The sequence below is a fragment of the Streptomyces sp. x-80 genome, assembly GCF_046549095.1.
GTDB lineage: Bacteria > Actinomycetota > Actinomycetes > Streptomycetales > Streptomycetaceae > Streptomyces > Streptomyces celluloflavus.
This window is the reverse complement of sequence record NZ_JAJPWM010000001.1, coordinates 102,431-120,266: the sequence shown is the minus strand read 5'-3', so window position 1 is coordinate 120,266 and position 17,836 is coordinate 102,431. Positions and strand designations below refer to the sequence as shown.

Here is a 17,836-nt window from a genome sequence, read left to right as displayed (position 1 = left end):
CGCCACCGCCCCGGCCGTCTCACGACTGCCGGGGCGGACTTCGCAGTACACCCGGGCCGAAGCGCCGGCACCCGGACCGCCGGTGGCCCTCTCCCCGTACGGGGAGAGGGCCACCGAACCACTTGGAGCAGGGGGCCTGCAGCTCCCCCGCCCCGGGTCAGCGGAACAGGTCCACGTGCGCGGCCAGCCAGGCGGTGAAGGTGCGCGGGGGGTGGCCGGTGAGGTCCCGGACGGTGGGCAGGGGCAAGGCGCCGCGGGCGGGGTCGGGGTCGGACTGGGAGGCGAGGAGGCCATCGACGTAGGCGGGGGGCAGCCCGACGTCGGTCATCGCACGACGGGCCTGTTCGGGGGGTGCATCGACGAAAGTGAGGGAGCGGCCCAGGGCTGCGGCGAGGCGCTGCGCACGTTGACGGGGGGTCAGCGACTCGGGGCCGGTGACCGTGTAGGCACAGCCGCCCGCCCCGGGGGCGTCGAGCACCCGCAGCGCCACCTCGGCGACGTCGGCGGGGTCCACCACTGCCTGCGGGAGGTCTCCGAAGGGCTGGAAGACGGTGGAGCTGCCGGTGACCGACCAGCTCCACTGCAGGGTGTTGGACATGAAGGCGGCCGGCCGCAGGAAGGTGCAGTGGGCGCCGGTGGCGAGGTAGGCGTCCTCGGCGGCGGCGTGGGCCGCTCCGTAGGAATCGTGGACCGGGGGCAGCGCCGCCACCGACGTCACTTTGACCACCCGGCGCACCCCGTGGCGTGCGACGGCAGCGGCGATCTTCCGGTCGTGGGCCGCCGCATCCGGGCCGGCCGTCACCACGAAGGCGGCGTCGGCACCGGCCAGCAGGGCGTCGGCGCACCTGGGGGCGTCGAGGTCGCCGATGACGGTCTCGGCTCCCGGGACGAGCCGGGCGCGGCCGGGGTCACGGGTCAGGATCCGCGGGCGCGCCCCGCGCGCCACGAGGCCTGCCACGAGCGGGCGGCCGACGTTCCCGGTGGCTCCGATCACGGTGATCACGAGGCGGCTCCCGCGGGGAGCTGCGGCGGGTGCCAGTCGCCGATCCGGGCGAGCGCCGCCTCCCCGGTCCGCGGCGGCGCCAGGGCCGTCAGGCCGTCCCGCGCCAGCACCTGCCACCACCGCTCACGCAACTTCATGCGGCCAACCCGGCGCGATGCCGCCACGATCACCTGGGCGCGGGGGCGCCGGCGCGCATCGTAGTCGGCGAGCGCCTCCCCGGGGTCCGCGTGGGCGGCCAGTGCGGCGCACAGCACGACGGCGTCCTCCAGGGCCTGGCAGGCGCCTTGCCCGAGGTCGGAGGTCATCGCGTGGGCGGCGTCACCGAGCAGCGCGGCGTTTCCTGCGGCGAACGACGGGAGCGGGAGAGGGAGTTCGAAGACGTCGTCGTGGCGGACCACGCCGGGCGGGGTGCAGCCCAGCAGGTCGGGGATGGGCCGGTGCCAGGTGCCGAACCGGCGCACCACCTCGGCGTGTTCGTCCAGGTGGTGCTCGCCCCGGGGGGTGTTGGCGACGGCGTACCAGTAGACCCGGCCGTCGGCGAGTGGCATCCTGCCGAATTCCCGGCCGCGCCCCCAGGTCGTCCCGCCGGGCTCCTCACGGTCGACCTCCGCGATCCCCCGCCAGACGCTGTGCCCGCTGTAGACCGGGGGCACCGCGGCGGGCCACAGCTGCGCGCGCAGGCGGCTGTTGAGGCCGTCGGCGGCGATCACCACCCGGGCCGGAACGCTCATCCTGGCCGCGCCGCGCCGGTAGTGCACCAGTGCGGTGCCGTCGGCCCGCTGCTCCACGCCGGTGACCTCGGCACCGGTCAGAACGTGGGCGGCGGGTACGGCATCCCGCAGGGTGCGGTGGAGGGACGGCCGGGGCAGCACGGCGGTGGAGAGCCCGTGGCGTCGCACGAACGCGGGGTCGGTGGGCTTCATCAGCCGCCGCCCCCCGGCTGTACGCACCCCCTCGCCACCCGGCAGCATGGTGGCCGCCAACTCCCTGACCTGGTCGCCCACTCCGAGCTGGTCGAGTGCGCGCTGGGCGTTGGCCAGCAGGGAGATTCCGGCGCCGTCGGCCCGCAGGGCCTCGGCGCGTTCCAGCACCAGCACGGACCGTCCCATCCGGGTCAGCCCGGCCGCTGCGGCCAGTCCGCCGATACCGGCCCCGACCACCACCGCATAGGGGTGGCCGGACGTGTCGGCGGCCATCAGATCCGCTCCCCGGGTGCGTCGGGCCGTCCGGTGATCAGCAGCGACGCCACGAACGCGAGCGCGATGACGAGCGCGGCCGTCCACACCGCCGCCCGGTAGCCGTCGGCGGAGTGCACCCCGGCCGGTCCGGCGAGCTGGGCGGCCAGGACGAAACCGAGGGACGAACCCACGCCGTAGGCGGCGGAGTTGATGCCGGGCAGCAGGCTGGGGCTCTGGGGTGCGGCGAGAAGGGCGCTCAGACCGTTCAGCGGTGTCATGGCCCCCGCGAGACCGAAGCCGACGAGGACCACCAGGGCCAGCACCAGCCATCGTGAGGACAGGCCCAGGGCGAGCGCGGCCAGTACCGGTACCGTGAGTGCGGTGGCGACGCGCAGCACACGGCGCCAGCCCACCCGGAAGGCGAGCGCGCCGACGGCGGGCGCCAGAAGAACGTTGACCAGGCACACCGGCACGATGAAGAGCAGCGCGGCCTCAGTGGCGGAGAGGCCGTAGCCGGCGTCGTGGTTCTGGCTGAACACCGGTATGACGAAGTTGATGGTGCTGAGCATGCCCATGGTGACGAGGATCGAGGTGAGCAGGACGGGCCATGCCTGGCGGGATCTCAGATATCGAGGCGGCAGCAGCGCGTTCGGCCGGCGGCGCTCGATGCTCCAGAACGCGACCAGGAGCAGAGCGCCGAGCACCAGCAACCCCGCCACACCACCCGCCGGGGCGTTGGCAGCCATGCCGATGCCCAGCTCCACACAGGCCAGGGCGAGCGAGAGCACCATGAGCCCCAGCCAGTCCAGGCGGCCCGTCGCGACCCGTTCCGGCTCCGGCACGGTCCGGCCCAGGACGATCGCGGTGAGCACCCCGAAAGCGGCCATGACGAGGAAGACCGACCGGTAGCCGTACCGGTCGGTGAGCCAACCGGAGAGCAGGCCGTCCAGCCCGACGATGCCGCCGTTTGCGGCGGTGATCAGGCCCATGGCCCGGCCGAACTGCCCGGGCTCCAGGGTCTGCCGCATCACGCGCAGCGCCAGGGGGAACACCGCGGTCGCCGTGGACTGCACGGTACGGCCGAGGACGAACACGGCCATCGTCGGAGCGGCCGCCGCGACAAGCGCCCCGACGACGGCCAGCGCCAGCGCGCCGATCATCAGGGTGCGGGTGCGTCCGTAGTCGCTGCAGGCCGCCAGGATCACCGAGAGCAGCCCGCCCAGGAGGAAGAACAGGGCCTGGGCGAGGCCCACGGCGGCGGTGTCGGCGTGCAGCCGCCGGGCGATGTCCGGGAGCGCCGGGGTGGGCATGGAGATGCACAGCTGGCAGGCGACCGCCGCGAGCACCAGCGCGGCGACCAGAGAGGCCGTGCTACGGGAGGGCGGGACGGCCTCGTCGGGCGGCAGCCCTGGTGGGGACGGTTGTCTCATGGCGGACCTCGTGGTGGAGGGCGGGCTCAGCAGGGAGGCTGAGCAGGGGCGGCGGAGCCGGGGGCCGGGCCGTCGAGGGCGGCGTCCGCGAGGGCGAGTTCGCACCGGGCGCCGCGCAGGAACCAGTCGGCCGTCTCCGCGGTCTCGACGGGTGAAGCCGTCGCACCGAACCTGTCCGTCAGCTCCCGCACCGCGTGCACCGCGTGCACCGCGCCGTCACCGGGCAGATAGGCCGCCAGCCACGGCAGATAGCGGGAGTCCGGGAGGTGCCGTGCCCGCAGGTCCCGGCAGACCTCCAGGTGGAAGAGCATGAAGGGCAGCAGCGCGCCGATGCCGGCCGCCCACGATGTGGCGGCGGCCGCGGTCACCGTGGCGCACTGGGCACGGGCGGCGTGGTGGGGGCCGGCCCCCGGATCGGGCCGGCGCACCCCGAGTGCGGGCGCCAGACCGGCCAGCGCCGTCCACAGCCGCGGGCCCGAGGCGAGGGTCTCGACGGCGCAGCGGGAGAGCAGGACGAAGTCGGTGTCATCCGCAGTGCCCGCCGCGCATCGGGCGAAGGCCCGCCCGTAGCAGGGCAGGAGGTGGCCGGTGTCCTGTTCCACGAAGCGCACGAGGGCCTCGCCGGGCAGCGTGCCCCGGCGCAGGCCGGCCCAGAAGGGGTGGTCGAGCACCTCGCGGAGAACCGGTGCGGCCAGCTCGGCGAGGTCGTCGGAGAGCATGGCCGGCTACCAGGCGAGGGGGACGGTGTGCGGGCGGGAGAAGGCCAGCCCGCGGCTCCACTCCAGGTCCCGTTCCGCCACCGCCAGCCGCAGGCCGGGCAGTTCGCGCAGCAGCGCGCCGATCCCCGCCGCCAGTTCCATACGGCCGAGTTGGGCTCCCAGGCAGTGGTGGATGCCGTGGCCGAAGGAGAGATGCGGGTTGGGTGACCGGTCCAGGAGCAGTTCGCCGGGGTCGGCGAAGACCTCGGGATCCTGGTTGGCGGCGTTGATCAGCGGGAGGACGGCGTCGCCGGCGGCGATGCGCACCCCCTGGATCTCGACGTCCTCCAGGGCGATGCGCAGCGCCCCCAGTCCCCCGCCCGCCTGGGAGCGGCGCAGCAGTTCCTCGACGGCGGGGGGCAGCAGCTCGGGGTGCGCCCGGAGCCGTTCGAGGTCGGCGGGTCGACGCAGCAGGGTGAGCACCGCGTGTACCAGGCCGGACGTCGTGGCGTGGTAGCCCGCGCCGAGCAGCGTGTAGCCGAAGGCGAGGAGTTCGTCGTCGTCGAGCCGGTCGCCGTCGTCGGCCGCGTGGATCAGGGCCATCAGCACGTCGTCGGTGGGAGCGGCCCGCTTGGCCTCGATCAGGCGGGTGAGGTAGCCGCTCAGCTCGCCGCGGGCCGCCACCACCTCCTCCCGCCGCTCCCGGTCGTAGCTGAGCATCACGTCGGTCCAGGCGCGGAACCGGTCGACGTCCTCGTACGGCACCCCGAGCAGCCGGCAGATGACGGTGATCGGCAGTGGTTGGGCGAGGCCGGCGACGAGGTCGGCCGGGGGCCCGGAGTCGCGCATGGCCGTGACGAGGTCGTCCGCGAGGGTGCGTATCTCGGTGCCGAGCGCCTTCATCCGGGCGGGAGAGAAGGCGCGCGAGACGAGTCGGCGCAGCCTGGTGTGCTCCGGCGGGTCCATGACGAAGATCGATTTCGACCCCTCCGCGAGAGGAAGCAGCCGTGGTGCGCCCGGGGCGGTGATGGCCTGACGGCTGAAGCGCTTGTCGGCCAGCACACGGCGGACGTCCTCGTGCCGGGAGACCAGCCACACCAGGTCGCCGGTGGGGATGGTGACGCGGGCGACCGGTTCGTCGCGCAGCAGGGCGGCATGGCGGGCGGGCGGATCGAGCGGGTCGGCCGCGGGGAACGGGAAGGTGTCGTCGGTGGGCATCGGGCTCTCTTTCGGGGTCGCTTCGGCCGCGGCGCGGGTTCAGACCGGCCGGTACTCCAGCAGGACCAGGTCACCGGGGGCGGGGTCGTTGGCCGGGGCGAAGCCGGCGGCCGCGGCCAGCCGGTGCCACTCCTCGCGGTCGCGCTCCCGGCCGCCGAGGGCCGCCATCATCTCGATGTCGGTGAGCTTGCCGAGGTCCCACGCCCCGGGGCCGGTCAGCAGCATGTCGACGATGAGCAACCGGGCGTCCTCGCGGGGGCCGACGGCCTCCCGTACGCGGGTGAGGATCCGTCCGGCGTCGCGGTCGCTCCAGTTGTGCAGGGTGTGTTTGATGAAGTAGGCGTCGAACCCGGCAGGGACGGAGGTGAAGAAGTCGGTCGCCACCGCCGAGGCCCGGTCGGCCACCCCGCGGCGTTCGAACTCCTCCTTCGCCTCGGCGACGACCCGCGGTTGATCGCAGACGGCTCCGGTGCAGCCGGGGTGACGGACGAGGACCTCGGCGAGGAACTGCCCGCGGCCGCCGCCGATGTCGGCGATCCGGCGGAAGCGGGAGAAGTCGAACCGCTCGAAGATCCGGTCGGTGCCCGGGTAGTGGTTCTGCATCATGGCCCGGTCGAAGAGCGCGGCGCTGCCCGGGTGGGCCCGCAGGTGGTCGAAGAACGACCGGCCGAAGGTGTGGTCGAAGGCCGGCACACCGGTCCGCACGGTGTGCAGCAGGTTCTCGTACGGCCGCCACATCATGGGGTCGCTGGCGAACAGGAACATGTCGCGTACGCTCCCCTCGACGCCGGTGCGCAGCCCCTGTCCGGCGGCAGTGAGCGCGAAGGCGCGCTCCGGCGTCTCCGACAGGACGCCGGTGGCCGCCGCGCAGCGCAGGACCCGGTAAAGGGCGTCGGCGTCCGCGTCGGTCTCCCGGGCCAGGTCGGCCGCGGTGCGGGGCCTTTCGGCCAGCAGGTCCGGGATGCCCAGCTGCACCACCGGCCGCAGGGCACCGATCGTCCATTTCCCCACGAACAGCCCGATCACCCGCTGGGCAGGGGGGAGTTCGACCGGGAACCATGTCAGGGCTCCGGTCACCTCGGAGCCGTCCTCCGCACTGTTCATGGCTACTCCTCTCCGGCCGCGGCCGCGGTTCAGGCGAACCGGGCGGGCATCTCTCGGAAGCTGTTCATGAAGTTCGTGGTGCTGCGCACCGGAGGGCCGGTGAGTTCGAGGCGGGGCAGCCGGTCGAGGAGGGCCGCGAGCAGCAGCCGCAGTTCGAGCGTGGCCAGGCCGCGCCCGATGCAGACGTGCGGTCCGCCGCCGCCGAAGGACACGTGCGGGTTGGGCTGCCGGCCGACGTCGAAGCGTTCGGGACGGTCGAAGGCGGACTCGTCGCGGTTGGCGGAGGTGTACCAGAGCACCACCCGCTCCCCGGCGCGGACGGGTGTGCCGGCGATCTCGGTGTCCCGGGCCACCTGGCGGGCGAAGTGGGTCGCCGGGGTGACCCAGCGGATGATCTCCTCGACGGCGAGCGGGATCAGGGAACGGTCGGCGCGCAGGACCGCCAGTTGCCCGGGGTGGTCCAGCAGTGCGAGCACGCCGCCGGTGACCGAGCAGTACGTCGTCTCGCTGCCCGCGCCCATGAGGGTGGTGGCGAACAGGGCGATCTCCTGCGTCTCCAGCCGCCCCGTGGTGTCGTTGCCGGCCGCGAGCAACACCGAGAACAGGTCGTCGGCGGGTGCGGCGCGACGCCGTCCGACCAGCTCCTCGAAGTACGCCATGAGGTTCCCGAACGCGGCCACCGCCTTCTCGGGCGTGCTGTGGTGGTAGCCCGGGTCGCCGAGGTTGACGGTGTGCCGGGTCCATGCGACGACCTGGGCGCGTTCCGCGGGCGGCACCCCGATGAGTGCGGTCAGCACCTCCAGCGGGAGCTGCATCGCGATGTCCTCGGCCAGGTCGAACGGGCCGCCGGCGGCGCAGTCGTCGAGGATGCGGTCCACGATCGCGGTCACCGGCTTCTCCAGTGCGGCCAGACGGGCGGGGGTGAACCCCTTGAAGGCGAGCTTGCGCAGGCGGGTGTGTTCGGGGGCGTCCAGGAACGAGATGAGGGGCAGGCCGGTGCTGTCCTGGCGCACCGAGGTCATGGTGCTCGGGCCGGAGCGGAAGGCGCCGTGATCGCGCGAGGCCCGCACCACGTCGGCGTGGCGCACCAGGTACCAGAACGGGTACCCCTCGGCGTCGTGGACCCGGGTGAGCCCGGGGCGGCCGCGCAGGTGGCGGAAGTAGTCGTGGGGAACGCCGTCGGCGAAGGCCTGGGCGTCCATGAGATCCCTTTCCTGCATGGTCTCTCCGTACTTTCCGCGGCGCCGGGACTGCCGCCGTGGTCCGCGAGCGGTGGCGTGGCGGAGGCGACCCGTGGCCGCCGGCCCCCGGTGGCCGGCGGCCACGGGGTCAGCCCGCCTTGCGGCAGACGACGAGCGTGTCGTAGTCGCCGAGCGGCCGGTCGGTGACCGAGACGAACCCCGCCGAGGTGGCGTGGTCCCGCAGTTCGGCGACGGTGTACTCGCTGCCGCCGTCGGTGACGAGCAGCATGTCGAGGCTGATGACCAGGTTCTCCACATGGCGCGGGTCCTCGTCGAGCATCCGGTCGTACACCAGCAGCTCGCCGCCGGGCCGTAGGCTGCGGAACGCCTTGTGCACCAGGAGCCGTCGCTGCTCGGCGCTCCAGTCGTGCAGGGCGTGGCCGATGACCACGAGGTCGGCCTCGGGCAGCTCCTGGGTGAAGAAGTCCCCCGGGTGGAAGGTGACCTTGTCGGCCATCTCCAGCTCGGCCATCTTCTCGTCGAACAGCGGGGCCATCTGCGGAAGGTCGAAGACCTGCCCGGTCAGGTGCGGGTGGGCGGCCACGATCCGGGCCGCCATGTTGCCGCGGCAGCCCCCGACGTCGATAACGGTTTCGTGGCGGTCCCACCCATCGTAGGCCGCCAGCAGCTGCGGGGCCAGGACGTGGGTGAGCGCGTCCATCATGTTGACGAACTGGCCCAGCAGCCGGGGGTCTTCGATCATGGTGAAGAAGTCGCCGCTGGCCTGCGGCTTTCCGCTGCGCAGCGCCTCGGTGAGCCTGCCCCACGCCGGATAGAGGTTGCGGTTGGACCGCTCCAGGAAGCCGCCGACGTACAAGGGTTCGCCCCGCACCAGGTAGCGGCGTGCGCCCGGTGCGTTGCGGTAGCGGTCGCCGTCGCGCTCCAGCAGACCGAGTCCCACCAGGAGCTGGAGCCAGTCACGCAGTCCCCGGCCGTGCAGGCCGAGCGCCGCGCCGATCTCCTGCGGGGTTCTGGCGTCGTCCCGCAGGGTGCCGAAGAGGTCCAGTTCCACTGCGCTCAGCAGCGCCTTGGCGTCGCAGAAGGCATTGGCCAACCGCAGGATGCCAGCCGGCGTGGAGGTACCCGCGCCGTCGTGGGCAGCGATGCCCGTCATCCGCCTCACTCCTTCCACCGCGGCCTGGCGGGACCGCCACGCCGGTGCAGGCATCCACGCTGGCAGCGTGCTGTGGAGCTCCGCTCGAAGGCCACTGGAGGGACCGAGGCGTCCGGCTGCTGCTCGGGGCGCCATCGTTTCTCCAGTGCCAGGAGACGGGCGTGGTCTTCGATGGCCCGGTGAGGCACACCGAACTCGTCGAGGGATCTGGCATGGACGACATGACAATTCCGGTGCTGGTGGTGGGCGGCGGGCCCGTCGGCCTGTCCACCGCGATGTTCCTGGGCCGCCACGGCGTTCCCACCGTGCTCATCGAGAAGCGCGAGGCCACCTCGCTGCTGCCCCGGGCGCCCGGTCTGCAGGCGCGGACCATGGAGCTGTTCCGCGCGGCGGGGTGCGAGAAGGAGGTGCGTGCCCTGGAGAAGGGCGACTCGCACCCGTACTTCGAGGGCGGGATCATCCAGACCTCCACGTTCGCGCGGATCGACGAGGCGGTCACCCTGGAGGCGCCGTCGCTGGACGGCCCGCTGGTCAGCCCGGAACGGGTGATGGGCTGCGGGCAGGACCGCTACGAGAAGGTGCTCGTCGCCAAGGCCGGGGAGGCCGGCTGCGATGTGCGGTTCGGCACCCGGTTGACGTCGCTGACCCAGGACGGTGACGGCGTCACGGCCGTGGTCAGCGGCCCGGACGGTGCGCTGTACACAATCCGCGCGCAGTACGTCGTGGCGGCCGACGGGGCGAGCAGCTTCGTCCGCCGCGCACTGGGGGTGGAGCGCTCCGGGCGCGGCACCGTCTTCCACGCGCTGAGCATCTACTTCCGCGCGCCGGAGCTGGAGGGGCTGCTCAAGGGGCGCAAGTTCATCCTCTGTTACGCAACGGCCGCCCGCGGCTCACTGATGAGTCTCTCCAGGCTGCACGGGTGCGACCCGTGGCTGGCGACCCCGCTGTACTTCCCCGACAAGGGCGAGAAACCGGAGGACTTCACCGACGAACGCTGTGTGGACATCATCCGCACGGCCGCCGGGCGCGCCGACCTCGATGTCGAGGTCGTGTGGAAGGTGCCGTGGCAGGGCGCGCAGCTGGTGGCCGACCGCTTCCGCGTCCAGCGGGTGTTCCTCGCCGGGGACGCGGCACACGTCCACCCGCCGGCGGGCGGTTTCGGCGCCAACACCGGCATCCACGACGCGCACAACCTGGCGTGGAAGCTGGCCGGTGCAGTGCACGGGTGGGCGGGTCCGGATCTGCTGGACACCTACGAAGCGGAGCGGCACCGGGTCGGTGAGGCAATGGCCGAACAGGCCATGGTCCGTAACCGTATCCGCCACGGGTACGCCGACGAGGCGACCCGGGCCGCCATGGTCGACGACATCATCATCACCCTCGGCTACCGCTACCACTCCACGGCGGTCCCCGGCGGCGACGCGGACGCGCCCGCCCTCTCCCACCGCCTCGACCTGTCCGGCCGGCCCGGCACCCGGGCGCCGCACCTGTGGCTCGACCGGGACGGCGAACGGATCTCCACCATCGACCTGTTCTGGGACAGCTATGTGCTGCTGACCGGTGCGCAAGGCGGACGCTGGGCCGAGGCGGCGAGCCGCGCGGCCGAACGGCTCGGGGTGCCGCTGCGCCACCATGTGCTGGCCGAGACCGGCGATCTGCGGCCGCTCGACCGGCCCTGGGCACCGGTGTACGGGGTGACGGAGGGCGGGGCGGTGCTGGTCCGGCCGGACGCCTGTGTGGCCTGGCGGGCCCCGGAGCCGGTGGACGATGCCGAAACCGCGCTGGGGGACGCCCTGGCCCGGGCCGCCGGGTTCGCCGTACCTGCCGGGGAGGCGCGATGAGCGCGGAGTTCGAAGCCGGTTCGCTGCTGGAGACGGCGATGTCCTTCCAGCGGGCGAAGCTCCTGCTGACCGGTCTGGAGCTGGGGCTCTTCGACCTGCTGGCCGGCGGCCCCGCCGAGGAGGGCACCCTCAGGGAGCGGCTCGGCCTGCATTCACGCGGCACGGGCGACTTCCTGGCCGCACTGGTGGAGTCGGGGGTGCTGGTCCGCGAGGAGAGCCGCTACCGCAACGGCGCGGCGGCGGCGCAGTTCCTCGTCCGCGGCGAACCGGCCTTCCTGGGCGGCTTCCTGCACGTCGCCGACGAGGTGATGTATCCGGCGTGGGGGCGCCTGGCCGACGCGCTGCGCACCGGTGCGCCGCAGGCCGTGACGTACTCCCGGCCCGACATGTTCGGGGAGCTGTACGAGGACGACGCCAAGCGGTCGGCGTTCGTGCGCATGGCGGAGGACGCCAGCCGCCCGCTCATCCCGGCACTCGCCGCGGGCTTCGACTGGCCCGCGCGCGGTGCGGTGCTGGAACTGGGCGGATGCCGGGGGAACGTGGCGGCGGGCCTGGTCGCGGCGCATCCGCACCTGGAGGCGACCGTCCTCGATCTGCCCCAGCTCAGGCCGGAGTTCGACGCCCATATGCGCGCCCTGGGCACGACGGGCCGGGTGCAGTTCCACGCAGCCGACTTCTTCACCGACGACCTGCCCGAGTCCGAGGTGGTCATGATCGGGCACTGCCTGGTCGACTGGACCGATGACCAGCGGCGGGCCCTCATCGCCAATGTCCTGCCCGCAGTACGGCCCGGTGGTGCCTTCCTCATCTGGGATCCGATGATCGTCCCCGGTGACGAGAGCTGTCTGCGCAATCTGGTACGCAGCCTCAACATGCAGCTGATGACGCCGCACGGAGCGAACTACCGGGTGGACGACCTCACCGGCTGGCTGCGGGAGGCGGGGTTCGGCGAGGTCCGGCACGACGCGCTTGGCCAGGACGTGACCCTGGTGACAGCGATCCGCCCGGAGTGAGACCGGGCCGGTGCGCGCGTCCGTCCCCGCCGCCGTTTCCGGTGGCGGGGACGGACGTGTGCCCCGTCCCTTTGCGGGCGGGGCATCGGGCGGTTCGTCAGAACAGGGCGAGTCCGGCGGCGTTGAGGGCGGCGGCCGCGACGGCCAGCACCGTGCGTACCAGGTGCCAGCGCCGCCACAGCGGCCGGGGGTCGTGCCAGTCGGCGGGAACGGCATCGGGATCGGTCTCCTTCACCCGGCGGTTGATCGGCACGTTCCCGAAGTGCGACACCACCGACACCAGCAGCAGGAGCACTGCGGCGGCGGCGAACTCCGGCCGCCCCCGTCCGCCGGCCGACGCTGCGAGAGCCGCGTCGGCGGCGAACGAGCCGAGAACGATCACCGGCATCGTCGGGTCCCAGTTGCGGCCGAGGAGCTGGTGCGCGTGGAGGTACCGGTCCGGTGGCATGGCGCGGAGTGCAGGCAGCACACTCAGCGCCACGGCGAACAGCACCCCGGCGACCAGTCCGCTGGTCACGCACACCGCGGTGGCGAGGACGGCGGGCCCGTTCACCGCACTACCCCGGCCGCTTGGTCCACCTGCTCCGGGCCGGCCGAGCAGGGGAACAGGACGACCTCGTCACACCCGGCGTCCGCGTACCCGGCCAGGACCTCCAGCAGCTGGCGCTCGTCGGTGACAGCCCGTGCGGCCGCCTGCCGGGCCTTCGTGCCGATGTAGGCGTAGTAGGAGTGCAGGTACTCCTCCGCGTGCCGTCGGCCGTCCGGGCCGAGGGAGACGTAGCAGAGCGACACCACCCGAGGGGGCTCCGCCCGCCCCTCCCGTTCCCACGCCTGCCGAACCCGGTCGACCAGCTCGCGGTAGGCGGTGCCCGAACTTCCCCCGGAGATCCAGCCGGATCCGTACCGGGCGGCCCGCCGCATCGCGGCCGGGGAGTGCCCGCCGAACAGCAGCGGTGGCCCCTGGGGGTGTACCGGCCGGGGGCCGACACCGGGCACGGGCCCCTGGCCCGCCCACACCGCCCGCAGTTCTCCCACGAGGGTGTCCATGCGCCGCCCACGTTCGGGGAACGGGACGCCGGCGGCTGTGAAGTCGTCCTCCCGGTCGCCGACCGCCAGGCCCACCACCAGGCGGCCGCCGCTGAGCCGGTCCACCGTCGCGAGCTGTTTGGCGAGCGGGGCCGCGCTCCCCCGGCAGGAGCCCAGCAGCACGGTGCTGGCCAGCCGGATGCGGGTGGTCACGGCCGCCGCCGCGGCGAGGGTCGCGAGGGGTTCGTAGCCGTCGTGGACGAGCCGGTCCACGACGCAGAGGCTGGTGAAGCCCGCCCGGTCGGCGCGGCGGGCGGATTCCAGCAGCGCCGGACCGGTGACGCCCGGCACGGTCGTCGGCAGTCCCCACGAGATGTCCATGTGCCCCCCTCAGGTGCCGGTGGCCCGGTGGCCCACCACGAGCGTATTGCCGAGGACGGTCGGCCTTACGGAGATGTCGTCGAAGCCCGCCCGGGTGAGCCATTCGGCACACCGGTGCGGCGGGTAGCCTGCACCGGCCGGCGACATCACCAGCATGTGGAGGCTGCCGATCAGGGCGAGCGGGTCCGGCCGTGCGGGGTCGGGCATCGGGTCGTAGACCACCAGCGCGCCGCCGGGGCGCAGCGCCCGGTACGCCGAGCGGACCAGGGCGGTGCGCTGTGCCACGGAGAAATCTGCCAGCACATGCCCGATGACCATCACGTCGCTGGGTGGCAGGTCGTCGGTGAAGAAGTCGCCGCCGACGAAGGAGACGCGCTCGCCGACGCCCTGCCGGGCGGCGTGCTCGGCGACGTCGGGCCCGTTCTGCGGCCGGTCGAAGACCCTCCCGCTCAGGTGCGGATGGGCCTGCAGCAGCAGCGACACGAGGTTGCCGCGGGCCCCTCCGACGTCGGTGACGGAGGCATGGCGGCTCCAGTCCAGCGCTTCGGCGATGGCGGGCGCCAGCGGGGCGCTCAGGCAGTCCATCATGCCGTGGTACATCCGGCGCCGTTCGGGCCGGGCCAGCATCTCCTCGAAGTCTCCGGTGTTCTGTGGCACCCCCGTGCGCAGGGCGGACGTCAGCCCTCCCCAGGCGGGGTAGAGGACGGCGTTGGCGCCCTGGAGGAAGCCGCCGTCGTAGTGCGGTCCGCCCACCAGGTGCCGCGCGGCGACCGGGGCGTTGCGGTAGCCGTCACCGGCCCTCTCCAGCAGGCCGAGCGCGGCCAGGGCGGCGAGGAAGTCATCGAGCCCGCGACCATGCAGCTCCAGCTCCTCACGCAGCTGCTCCTGGGTGCGCGGGCCGTCGGCGAGGGCGGTGAACACCCCCAGTTCCAGCGCCGTGAGCAAGATCTTGGCCGTTGCGAACCCCATCCCCAGGGCGGTGACCTCCGCCCACTGCGGCGCTTCGGTGCGGTGCCGGTCCGTCATCGGCGATTCTCCTTCGACGGGGGCGCGACCTCCACGACGGCAGCGGCGTCGTCGTCGGCGTGGCCGGCCGCGATGGCCGATCCGAAGCGGGTGGCCGCCTCGTGACCGAGGGGCAGTTCCACCTGATAGGCGGCGGCCTGGTCCAGGGCGAGTCCCAGGTCCTTGTGCATCAGGGCGGTGCGGAAGGCGGCTGGCCGGTAGACCCGGCGCTGCATGAACTCGGCGCGGAAGCCGAGCACGGGTGAGCGCCAACCGCTGTGGAGCAGGACGTCCAGCATCAGCTCGCGGTCGAGCCCGGCCGCCTCGGCGAAGGCGGTGGCCTCGGCCAGCCCCGCGGTCTGGATGCCGAGGAGGAGGTTCAGGGCCAGCTTCAGGGCGCTGGCCCGGCCCGCCTCGCCCAGGTAGCGCACCTCCTGGGCGAGGGCGGACAGGACCTCGTCCACCGTGTCCAGGGCGGCCCGGTCGCCCGAGACGAAGAGCCGCAGCTTTCCCGCGGCCGCCATGGCGGGATTGCCCATGACACACGTCTCCAGCCGCCGCACGCCGGAGGCGGCGAGCCGGGTGGCGGTGGTGCGCGCGTAGGACGGGGAGACCGTCGTCGTGTCGATCAGCACGGTCTGCGGGCGCAGCTGCCAGACCAGTTCGCCGAACAGCACCTCCTCCACGGCCGGTTCGTCCGCCAGGCTGAGCAGCACCGTGTCGGCGTGGGTGCCGGCCTCCACGGCGGAGGAGGCGAGGATCGCGCCCGCCCGTTCCAGGGGTTCGGCCTTCTCCCGGGTCCGGTTGTACACCGTCACCGCGTGTCCGGCGTCGAGCAGGGCCCGGGCCATGCCACCGCCCATGCCGCCCAGTCCGATCACGGCCACCTGCCCGGTCATGCCGCCGGCTCCCCGCTCGGGTGGGTCTCCACGGACAGCTGGGCGATGCACCGCATGGTCGCGTCGCGGAAGTAGTCGGTGAAGCCCTCGGTGGTGGAGGTGTCGCGGGGGTGGGCGAGGTAGGGCGCCAGCCGCTCCTCGATGAGGTGGACGCCGCGCTGGCCGGCCATGTGGCGGGCGATGGCCCGGAAGTCGCCCTCGTAGTGGATGACCCGCACCAGCACGTCGTCGCTGAGGAAGACGGCAGTTCCCAGCAGCCGTCCGGCGTGAGCACCCTGCGCGTCGCGGAAGTCCGGGGTGTCCACCCGCCGGAAGTCGGCGAACAGTTCGGCGATCTCGTCCTCGTGGCCGGGCTTGACCCGGTAGGTGATGGCCGCGTACGGCATCAGATGCCTCCGTCGACGTTGAGGGTGTGACCGGTGATGTAGCGCGAGGTGTCACCGGCCAGGAAGAGCACCGCGCCGGCGACGTCCTGGGGGCGGCAGATCCGGCCGAGCGCCGTCATGCCGACGATGCGCTCCACGGCGGCCGGCGGCAGCCCGGCCCCCGGCACGGTTTCGGTCAGGCCCGGAGCCACGGTGTTGACGCGGATGCCGCGGGGCCCCACCTCCTTGCACAGGGCACGGGTGAAGCCGATCAGGGCGGCCTTCGAGGCGGTGTAGTGGACGCCGTTGGACCGGCCGCGCAGGGCGACGGAGGAGCCGACGTTGACGATCGAGGCGCCCTCGGTGAGCAGCCCGAGCGCGGCCCGGGTGACCAGGTACGGTGCCGTCACGTTGTGGTCGAACATGCGGTGCCACTCCCCCTCCTCGATGTCCTCGAAGGGCACAGGGCCGTCCACCCCGACGTTGTTGACCAGCACGTCGAGCCCGCCCAGGACGTCCCGGCAGACACCGACCAGCCCCGTCACGTCGGCGGCGTCGGTCACGTCGCACCGCAGGACCCGGGAGGCGGTGTCGAGCTCCGTCAGCTCCCGGCGCAGGCTCTCCGCGTCGTCGTCCGCCGTGCGGTGGCAGGTGACCACCCGGGCGCCGGCCCGGGCGAGGGCGAGGACCGTGCATCTCCCGATGCCCCGGGTTCCGCCGGTGACCAGCACACGTTTGCCGGCCAGGTTCTGATCCACGTTCGTACCTCCTGGGCACCGCTCGCCGCGGTCGCCGGTCGGTCGGATGGGTAGTGGCGGGGCCTTGCCGCGGGCTGTTCAGGCGCGCCGGAGCGACAACTGCGGCTGGTAGGACAGGTAGAGGCCACCCACTGCCCGGTCCGGGCTGATCGGGGCGACCTTGAGTTCATGCTCCTTGTTGAGGTTGGCCAGCGGGTTGGGGTCGCCGCTGTCCGCACCGCCGAGGTGCTGGCGCACCCTGCGGTAGACGTCCTCGGCGTCCTTGAGGTCGGCGATGCCGGTGATGATGTGGTCGAAGGACGCCTGGAGGTCGAGTGCGTCGCAGTCCTCGGACGACAGCCGCTGGGCGTTGTAGAAGTGGAACTCCTTGCCGCGGTAGCTCTCGTAGAAGACCGACACCAGGACCAGCAGCCGTTCGTAGGCGGAGCGGTAGACGCCGTCGAAGAAGGCCCACGCCTCGCTCTCCGCGACCTCGCCGCGCAGCACCGAGCCGATCGAGGCGGCGGCGAGCATGGCGCTGTAGGTGGCCAGGTGCACCCCGGTGGAGAGCAGCGGGTCGAGGAAGCATGCGGCGTCCCCGCAGAGCAGGTAGCCGGGGCCGTGGAAGGCGTCGCTGGTGTAGGAGTAGTCCTGCTCGGTTCTGAAGTCGCTCACCCGCTCCGCGTCCGCCAGGAGTTCCTGGACTACGGGGCACTGGCGCAGCGCGGCGTCGTAGACGGCCTCGATGCCGCCCTGCTCGCGGCGTCGGCGGTTGAAGGTGTCGCGGCCGGTGACCAGTCCGATGCTGGTGGTGCCGTCGTGCAGAGGGATCGCCCAGAACCATCCGTCGGAAACCGACGCCACCGTGATCGAGCCGGCCGGGCCCCGGTCCTGACATGCGGCGTTCTTCCAGTACGACCAGGTGGCGACGTTGCGGAAGACGTTGTGGAACTTCCGGGAGCCTAGGTACTTGGTGGCCATGACGCCGCGCCGCCCCGACGCGTCGATCAGGTAGTCGAAGGTGAGGCGGCCGCTCGTGCCGTCTCCGGCCCACCGCGCGGCCACCGGCCGGTCGCCGTCGAACTCGATCTCCTTGACGGTGACGCCCTCCTGCACGTCCACGCCCAGTTCACGGCTGTGGTCGAGCAGCAGCTTGTCGAAGTCGGCCCGCGTGACCTGCCAGGCGTTGGCACCGTCCGCGCCCAGCTCGGCGAACCGGACCTCCCACTCGTCCGGGCCCCAGCTGAAGTAGGCGCCGCCCTTGGGCTGGAACCCGAACGCCTCGACCTTGTCCCAGGCCCCGAGCAGTTCGAGGATCGGGCGGCAGGACGGCAGGATCGACTCACCGATGTGGTAGCGCGGGAAGGTTTCCCGCTCCAGCAGGGTCACCTGCACGCCCTGAAGTGCGAGCAGACCGGCCGCCGTCGATCCGGCGGGTCCGCCTCCGATGACCAGAACCTGGGTCCCAGCGCGCATGTGCGTCTCCCCTTCCGAGGCTGTGTACGTCCGGGTGAGAACGTTCCAGTCCCGGGTCGAAGGGAGCTGGAGCGGTGGTCGTGACACCGGCGGAGGGGCCGGTGGGG

The 17,836-nt window shown here is 72.9% G+C and carries 17 protein-coding genes; 2 read left to right on the top strand and 15 right to left on the bottom strand.

The features are described from left to right. Positions 1-157: 157 nt before the first annotated feature. The 8 genes from ACLJWH_RS00485 to ACLJWH_RS00450 all read right to left on the bottom strand — a co-directional run bounded on the left by ACLJWH_RS00485 (position 158) and on the right by ACLJWH_RS00450 (position 8,986). A complete protein-coding gene (locus tag ACLJWH_RS00485) occupies positions 158-1,003 on the bottom strand; it encodes an NAD(P)H-binding protein (RefSeq protein ID WP_411139486.1) in 846 nt (281 codons plus the stop codon). Next, on the bottom strand, positions 1,000-2,199 hold the full coding sequence (locus ACLJWH_RS00480) for an FAD-dependent monooxygenase (protein ID WP_411139485.1): 1,200 nt from the start codon (positions 2,197-2,199) through the stop codon (positions 1,000-1,002). Before ACLJWH_RS00480 ends, ACLJWH_RS00485 begins: the two co-directional genes overlap by 4 nt. Then, positions 2,199-3,611 carry an MFS transporter gene (locus ACLJWH_RS00475; RefSeq protein WP_411139484.1) on the bottom strand — a complete coding sequence of 471 codons (1,413 nt, stop codon included), beginning with the start codon at positions 3,609-3,611 and terminating at the stop codon, positions 2,199-2,201. The genes ACLJWH_RS00480 and ACLJWH_RS00475 overlap by 1 nt, the downstream gene beginning before the upstream one ends. A gap of 26 nt (positions 3,612-3,637) precedes the next feature. Continuing rightward, on the bottom strand, positions 3,638-4,330 hold the full coding sequence (locus tag ACLJWH_RS00470; protein WP_411139483.1) for a TenA family protein: 693 nt from the start codon (positions 4,328-4,330) through the stop codon (positions 3,638-3,640). Between the two features lie 6 nt (positions 4,331-4,336). Further along, positions 4,337-5,527, bottom strand: a complete 1,191-nt coding sequence (locus ACLJWH_RS00465) for a cytochrome P450 (RefSeq protein WP_411139482.1) — start codon at positions 5,525-5,527, stop codon at positions 4,337-4,339. 39 nt (positions 5,528-5,566) lie between these two features. After that, on the bottom strand, positions 5,567-6,631 hold the full coding sequence (locus tag ACLJWH_RS00460) for a methyltransferase (protein WP_411139481.1): 1,065 nt from the start codon (positions 6,629-6,631) through the stop codon (positions 5,567-5,569). A gap of 29 nt (positions 6,632-6,660) precedes the next feature. Next, entirely contained in the window at positions 6,661-7,833 is a 1,173-nt protein-coding gene (locus ACLJWH_RS00455; RefSeq protein WP_411139480.1) for a cytochrome P450, read from the bottom strand. 127 nt (positions 7,834-7,960) lie between these two features. Further along, the gene (locus ACLJWH_RS00450) at positions 7,961-8,986 is read right to left on the bottom strand and encodes a methyltransferase (RefSeq protein WP_411139479.1); all 1,026 of its coding nucleotides are present in this window, start codon (positions 8,984-8,986) and stop codon (positions 7,961-7,963) included. A 212-nt stretch (positions 8,987-9,198) separates the two neighbouring features. On the opposite strand from ACLJWH_RS00450, the gene ACLJWH_RS00445 reads away from it, so the two are divergent. Together ACLJWH_RS00445 and ACLJWH_RS00440 are read left to right on the top strand one after the other, a co-directional pair. Next, complete coding sequence (locus ACLJWH_RS00445) at positions 9,199-10,827, top strand: FAD-dependent monooxygenase (protein WP_411139478.1); 1,629 nt, start codon at positions 9,199-9,201, stop codon at positions 10,825-10,827. Beyond that, the gene (locus tag ACLJWH_RS00440) at positions 10,824-11,840 is read left to right on the top strand and encodes a methyltransferase (RefSeq protein WP_411139477.1); all 1,017 of its coding nucleotides are present in this window, start codon (positions 10,824-10,826) and stop codon (positions 11,838-11,840) included. The genes ACLJWH_RS00445 and ACLJWH_RS00440 overlap by 4 nt, the downstream gene beginning before the upstream one ends. A 97-nt stretch (positions 11,841-11,937) precedes the next feature. On the opposite strand, the gene ACLJWH_RS00435 is transcribed toward ACLJWH_RS00440, so the two are convergent. From ACLJWH_RS00435 to ACLJWH_RS00405, 7 genes are all read right to left on the bottom strand, one after another. Next, the gene (locus ACLJWH_RS00435) at positions 11,938-12,393 is read right to left on the bottom strand and encodes an anthrone oxygenase family protein (protein WP_411139476.1); all 456 of its coding nucleotides are present in this window, start codon (positions 12,391-12,393) and stop codon (positions 11,938-11,940) included. Beyond that, entirely contained in the window at positions 12,390-13,247 is an 858-nt protein-coding gene (locus ACLJWH_RS00430; protein WP_411139475.1) for an LLM class flavin-dependent oxidoreductase, read from the bottom strand. The genes ACLJWH_RS00435 and ACLJWH_RS00430 overlap by 4 nt, the downstream gene beginning before the upstream one ends. Positions 13,248-13,256: 9 nt before the next feature. Continuing rightward, positions 13,257-14,273: a methyltransferase gene (locus ACLJWH_RS00425; RefSeq protein WP_411139474.1), complete on the bottom strand. Its 1,017-nt coding sequence runs from the start codon at positions 14,271-14,273 to the stop codon at positions 13,257-13,259. Beyond that, positions 14,270-15,151, bottom strand: a complete 882-nt coding sequence (locus ACLJWH_RS00420; RefSeq protein ID WP_411139473.1) for an NAD(P)-dependent oxidoreductase — start codon at positions 15,149-15,151, stop codon at positions 14,270-14,272. The genes ACLJWH_RS00425 and ACLJWH_RS00420 overlap by 4 nt, the downstream gene beginning before the upstream one ends. Then, a complete protein-coding gene (locus ACLJWH_RS00415; protein ID WP_411139472.1) occupies positions 15,148-15,537 on the bottom strand; it encodes a SchA/CurD-like domain-containing protein in 390 nt (129 codons plus the stop codon). Before ACLJWH_RS00415 ends, ACLJWH_RS00420 begins: the two co-directional genes overlap by 4 nt. After that, positions 15,537-16,274, bottom strand: coding sequence for an SDR family NAD(P)-dependent oxidoreductase (locus ACLJWH_RS00410; protein ID WP_411139471.1), 738 nt, complete (start codon positions 16,272-16,274; stop codon positions 15,537-15,539). The genes ACLJWH_RS00415 and ACLJWH_RS00410 overlap by 1 nt, the downstream gene beginning before the upstream one ends. A 78-nt stretch (positions 16,275-16,352) precedes the next feature. Then, a complete protein-coding gene (locus ACLJWH_RS00405) occupies positions 16,353-17,729 on the bottom strand; it encodes an NAD(P)/FAD-dependent oxidoreductase (protein ID WP_411139470.1) in 1,377 nt (458 codons plus the stop codon). Positions 17,730-17,836: the final 107 nt, after the last annotated feature.

What these genes read in the sequence shown, in the direction of transcription:
- ACLJWH_RS00480 (WP_411139485.1), bottom strand. Translation starts at nt 2,199, where the DNA reads ATGGCCGCCGACACGTCCGGCCACCCCTATGCGGTGGTGGTCGGGGCC.
- ACLJWH_RS00475 (WP_411139484.1), bottom strand. Translation starts at nt 3,611, where the DNA reads ATGAGACAACCGTCCCCACCAGGGCTGCCGCCCGACGAGGCCGTCCCG.
- ACLJWH_RS00470 (WP_411139483.1), bottom strand. Translation starts at nt 4,330, where the DNA reads ATGCTCTCCGACGACCTCGCCGAGCTGGCCGCACCGGTTCTCCGCGAG.
- ACLJWH_RS00465 (WP_411139482.1), bottom strand. Translation starts at nt 5,527, where the DNA reads ATGCCCACCGACGACACCTTCCCGTTCCCCGCGGCCGACCCGCTCGAT.
- ACLJWH_RS00460 (WP_411139481.1), bottom strand. Translation starts at nt 6,631, where the DNA reads ATGAACAGTGCGGAGGACGGCTCCGAGGTGACCGGAGCCCTGACATGG.
- ACLJWH_RS00455 (WP_411139480.1), bottom strand. Translation starts at nt 7,833, where the DNA reads ATGGACGCCCAGGCCTTCGCCGACGGCGTTCCCCACGACTACTTCCGC.
- ACLJWH_RS00450 (WP_411139479.1), bottom strand. Translation starts at nt 8,986, where the DNA reads ATGACGGGCATCGCTGCCCACGACGGCGCGGGTACCTCCACGCCGGCT.
- ACLJWH_RS00445 (WP_411139478.1), top strand. Translation starts at nt 9,199, where the DNA reads ATGGACGACATGACAATTCCGGTGCTGGTGGTGGGCGGCGGGCCCGTC.
- ACLJWH_RS00440 (WP_411139477.1), top strand. Translation starts at nt 10,824, where the DNA reads ATGAGCGCGGAGTTCGAAGCCGGTTCGCTGCTGGAGACGGCGATGTCC.
- ACLJWH_RS00430 (WP_411139475.1), bottom strand. Translation starts at nt 13,247, where the DNA reads ATGGACATCTCGTGGGGACTGCCGACGACCGTGCCGGGCGTCACCGGT.
- ACLJWH_RS00425 (WP_411139474.1), bottom strand. Translation starts at nt 14,273, where the DNA reads ATGACGGACCGGCACCGCACCGAAGCGCCGCAGTGGGCGGAGGTCACC.
- ACLJWH_RS00420 (WP_411139473.1), bottom strand. Translation starts at nt 15,151, where the DNA reads ATGACCGGGCAGGTGGCCGTGATCGGACTGGGCGGCATGGGCGGTGGC.
- ACLJWH_RS00415 (WP_411139472.1), bottom strand. Translation starts at nt 15,537, where the DNA reads ATGCCGTACGCGGCCATCACCTACCGGGTCAAGCCCGGCCACGAGGAC.
- ACLJWH_RS00405 (WP_411139470.1), bottom strand. Translation starts at nt 17,729, where the DNA reads ATGCGCGCTGGGACCCAGGTTCTGGTCATCGGAGGCGGACCCGCCGGA.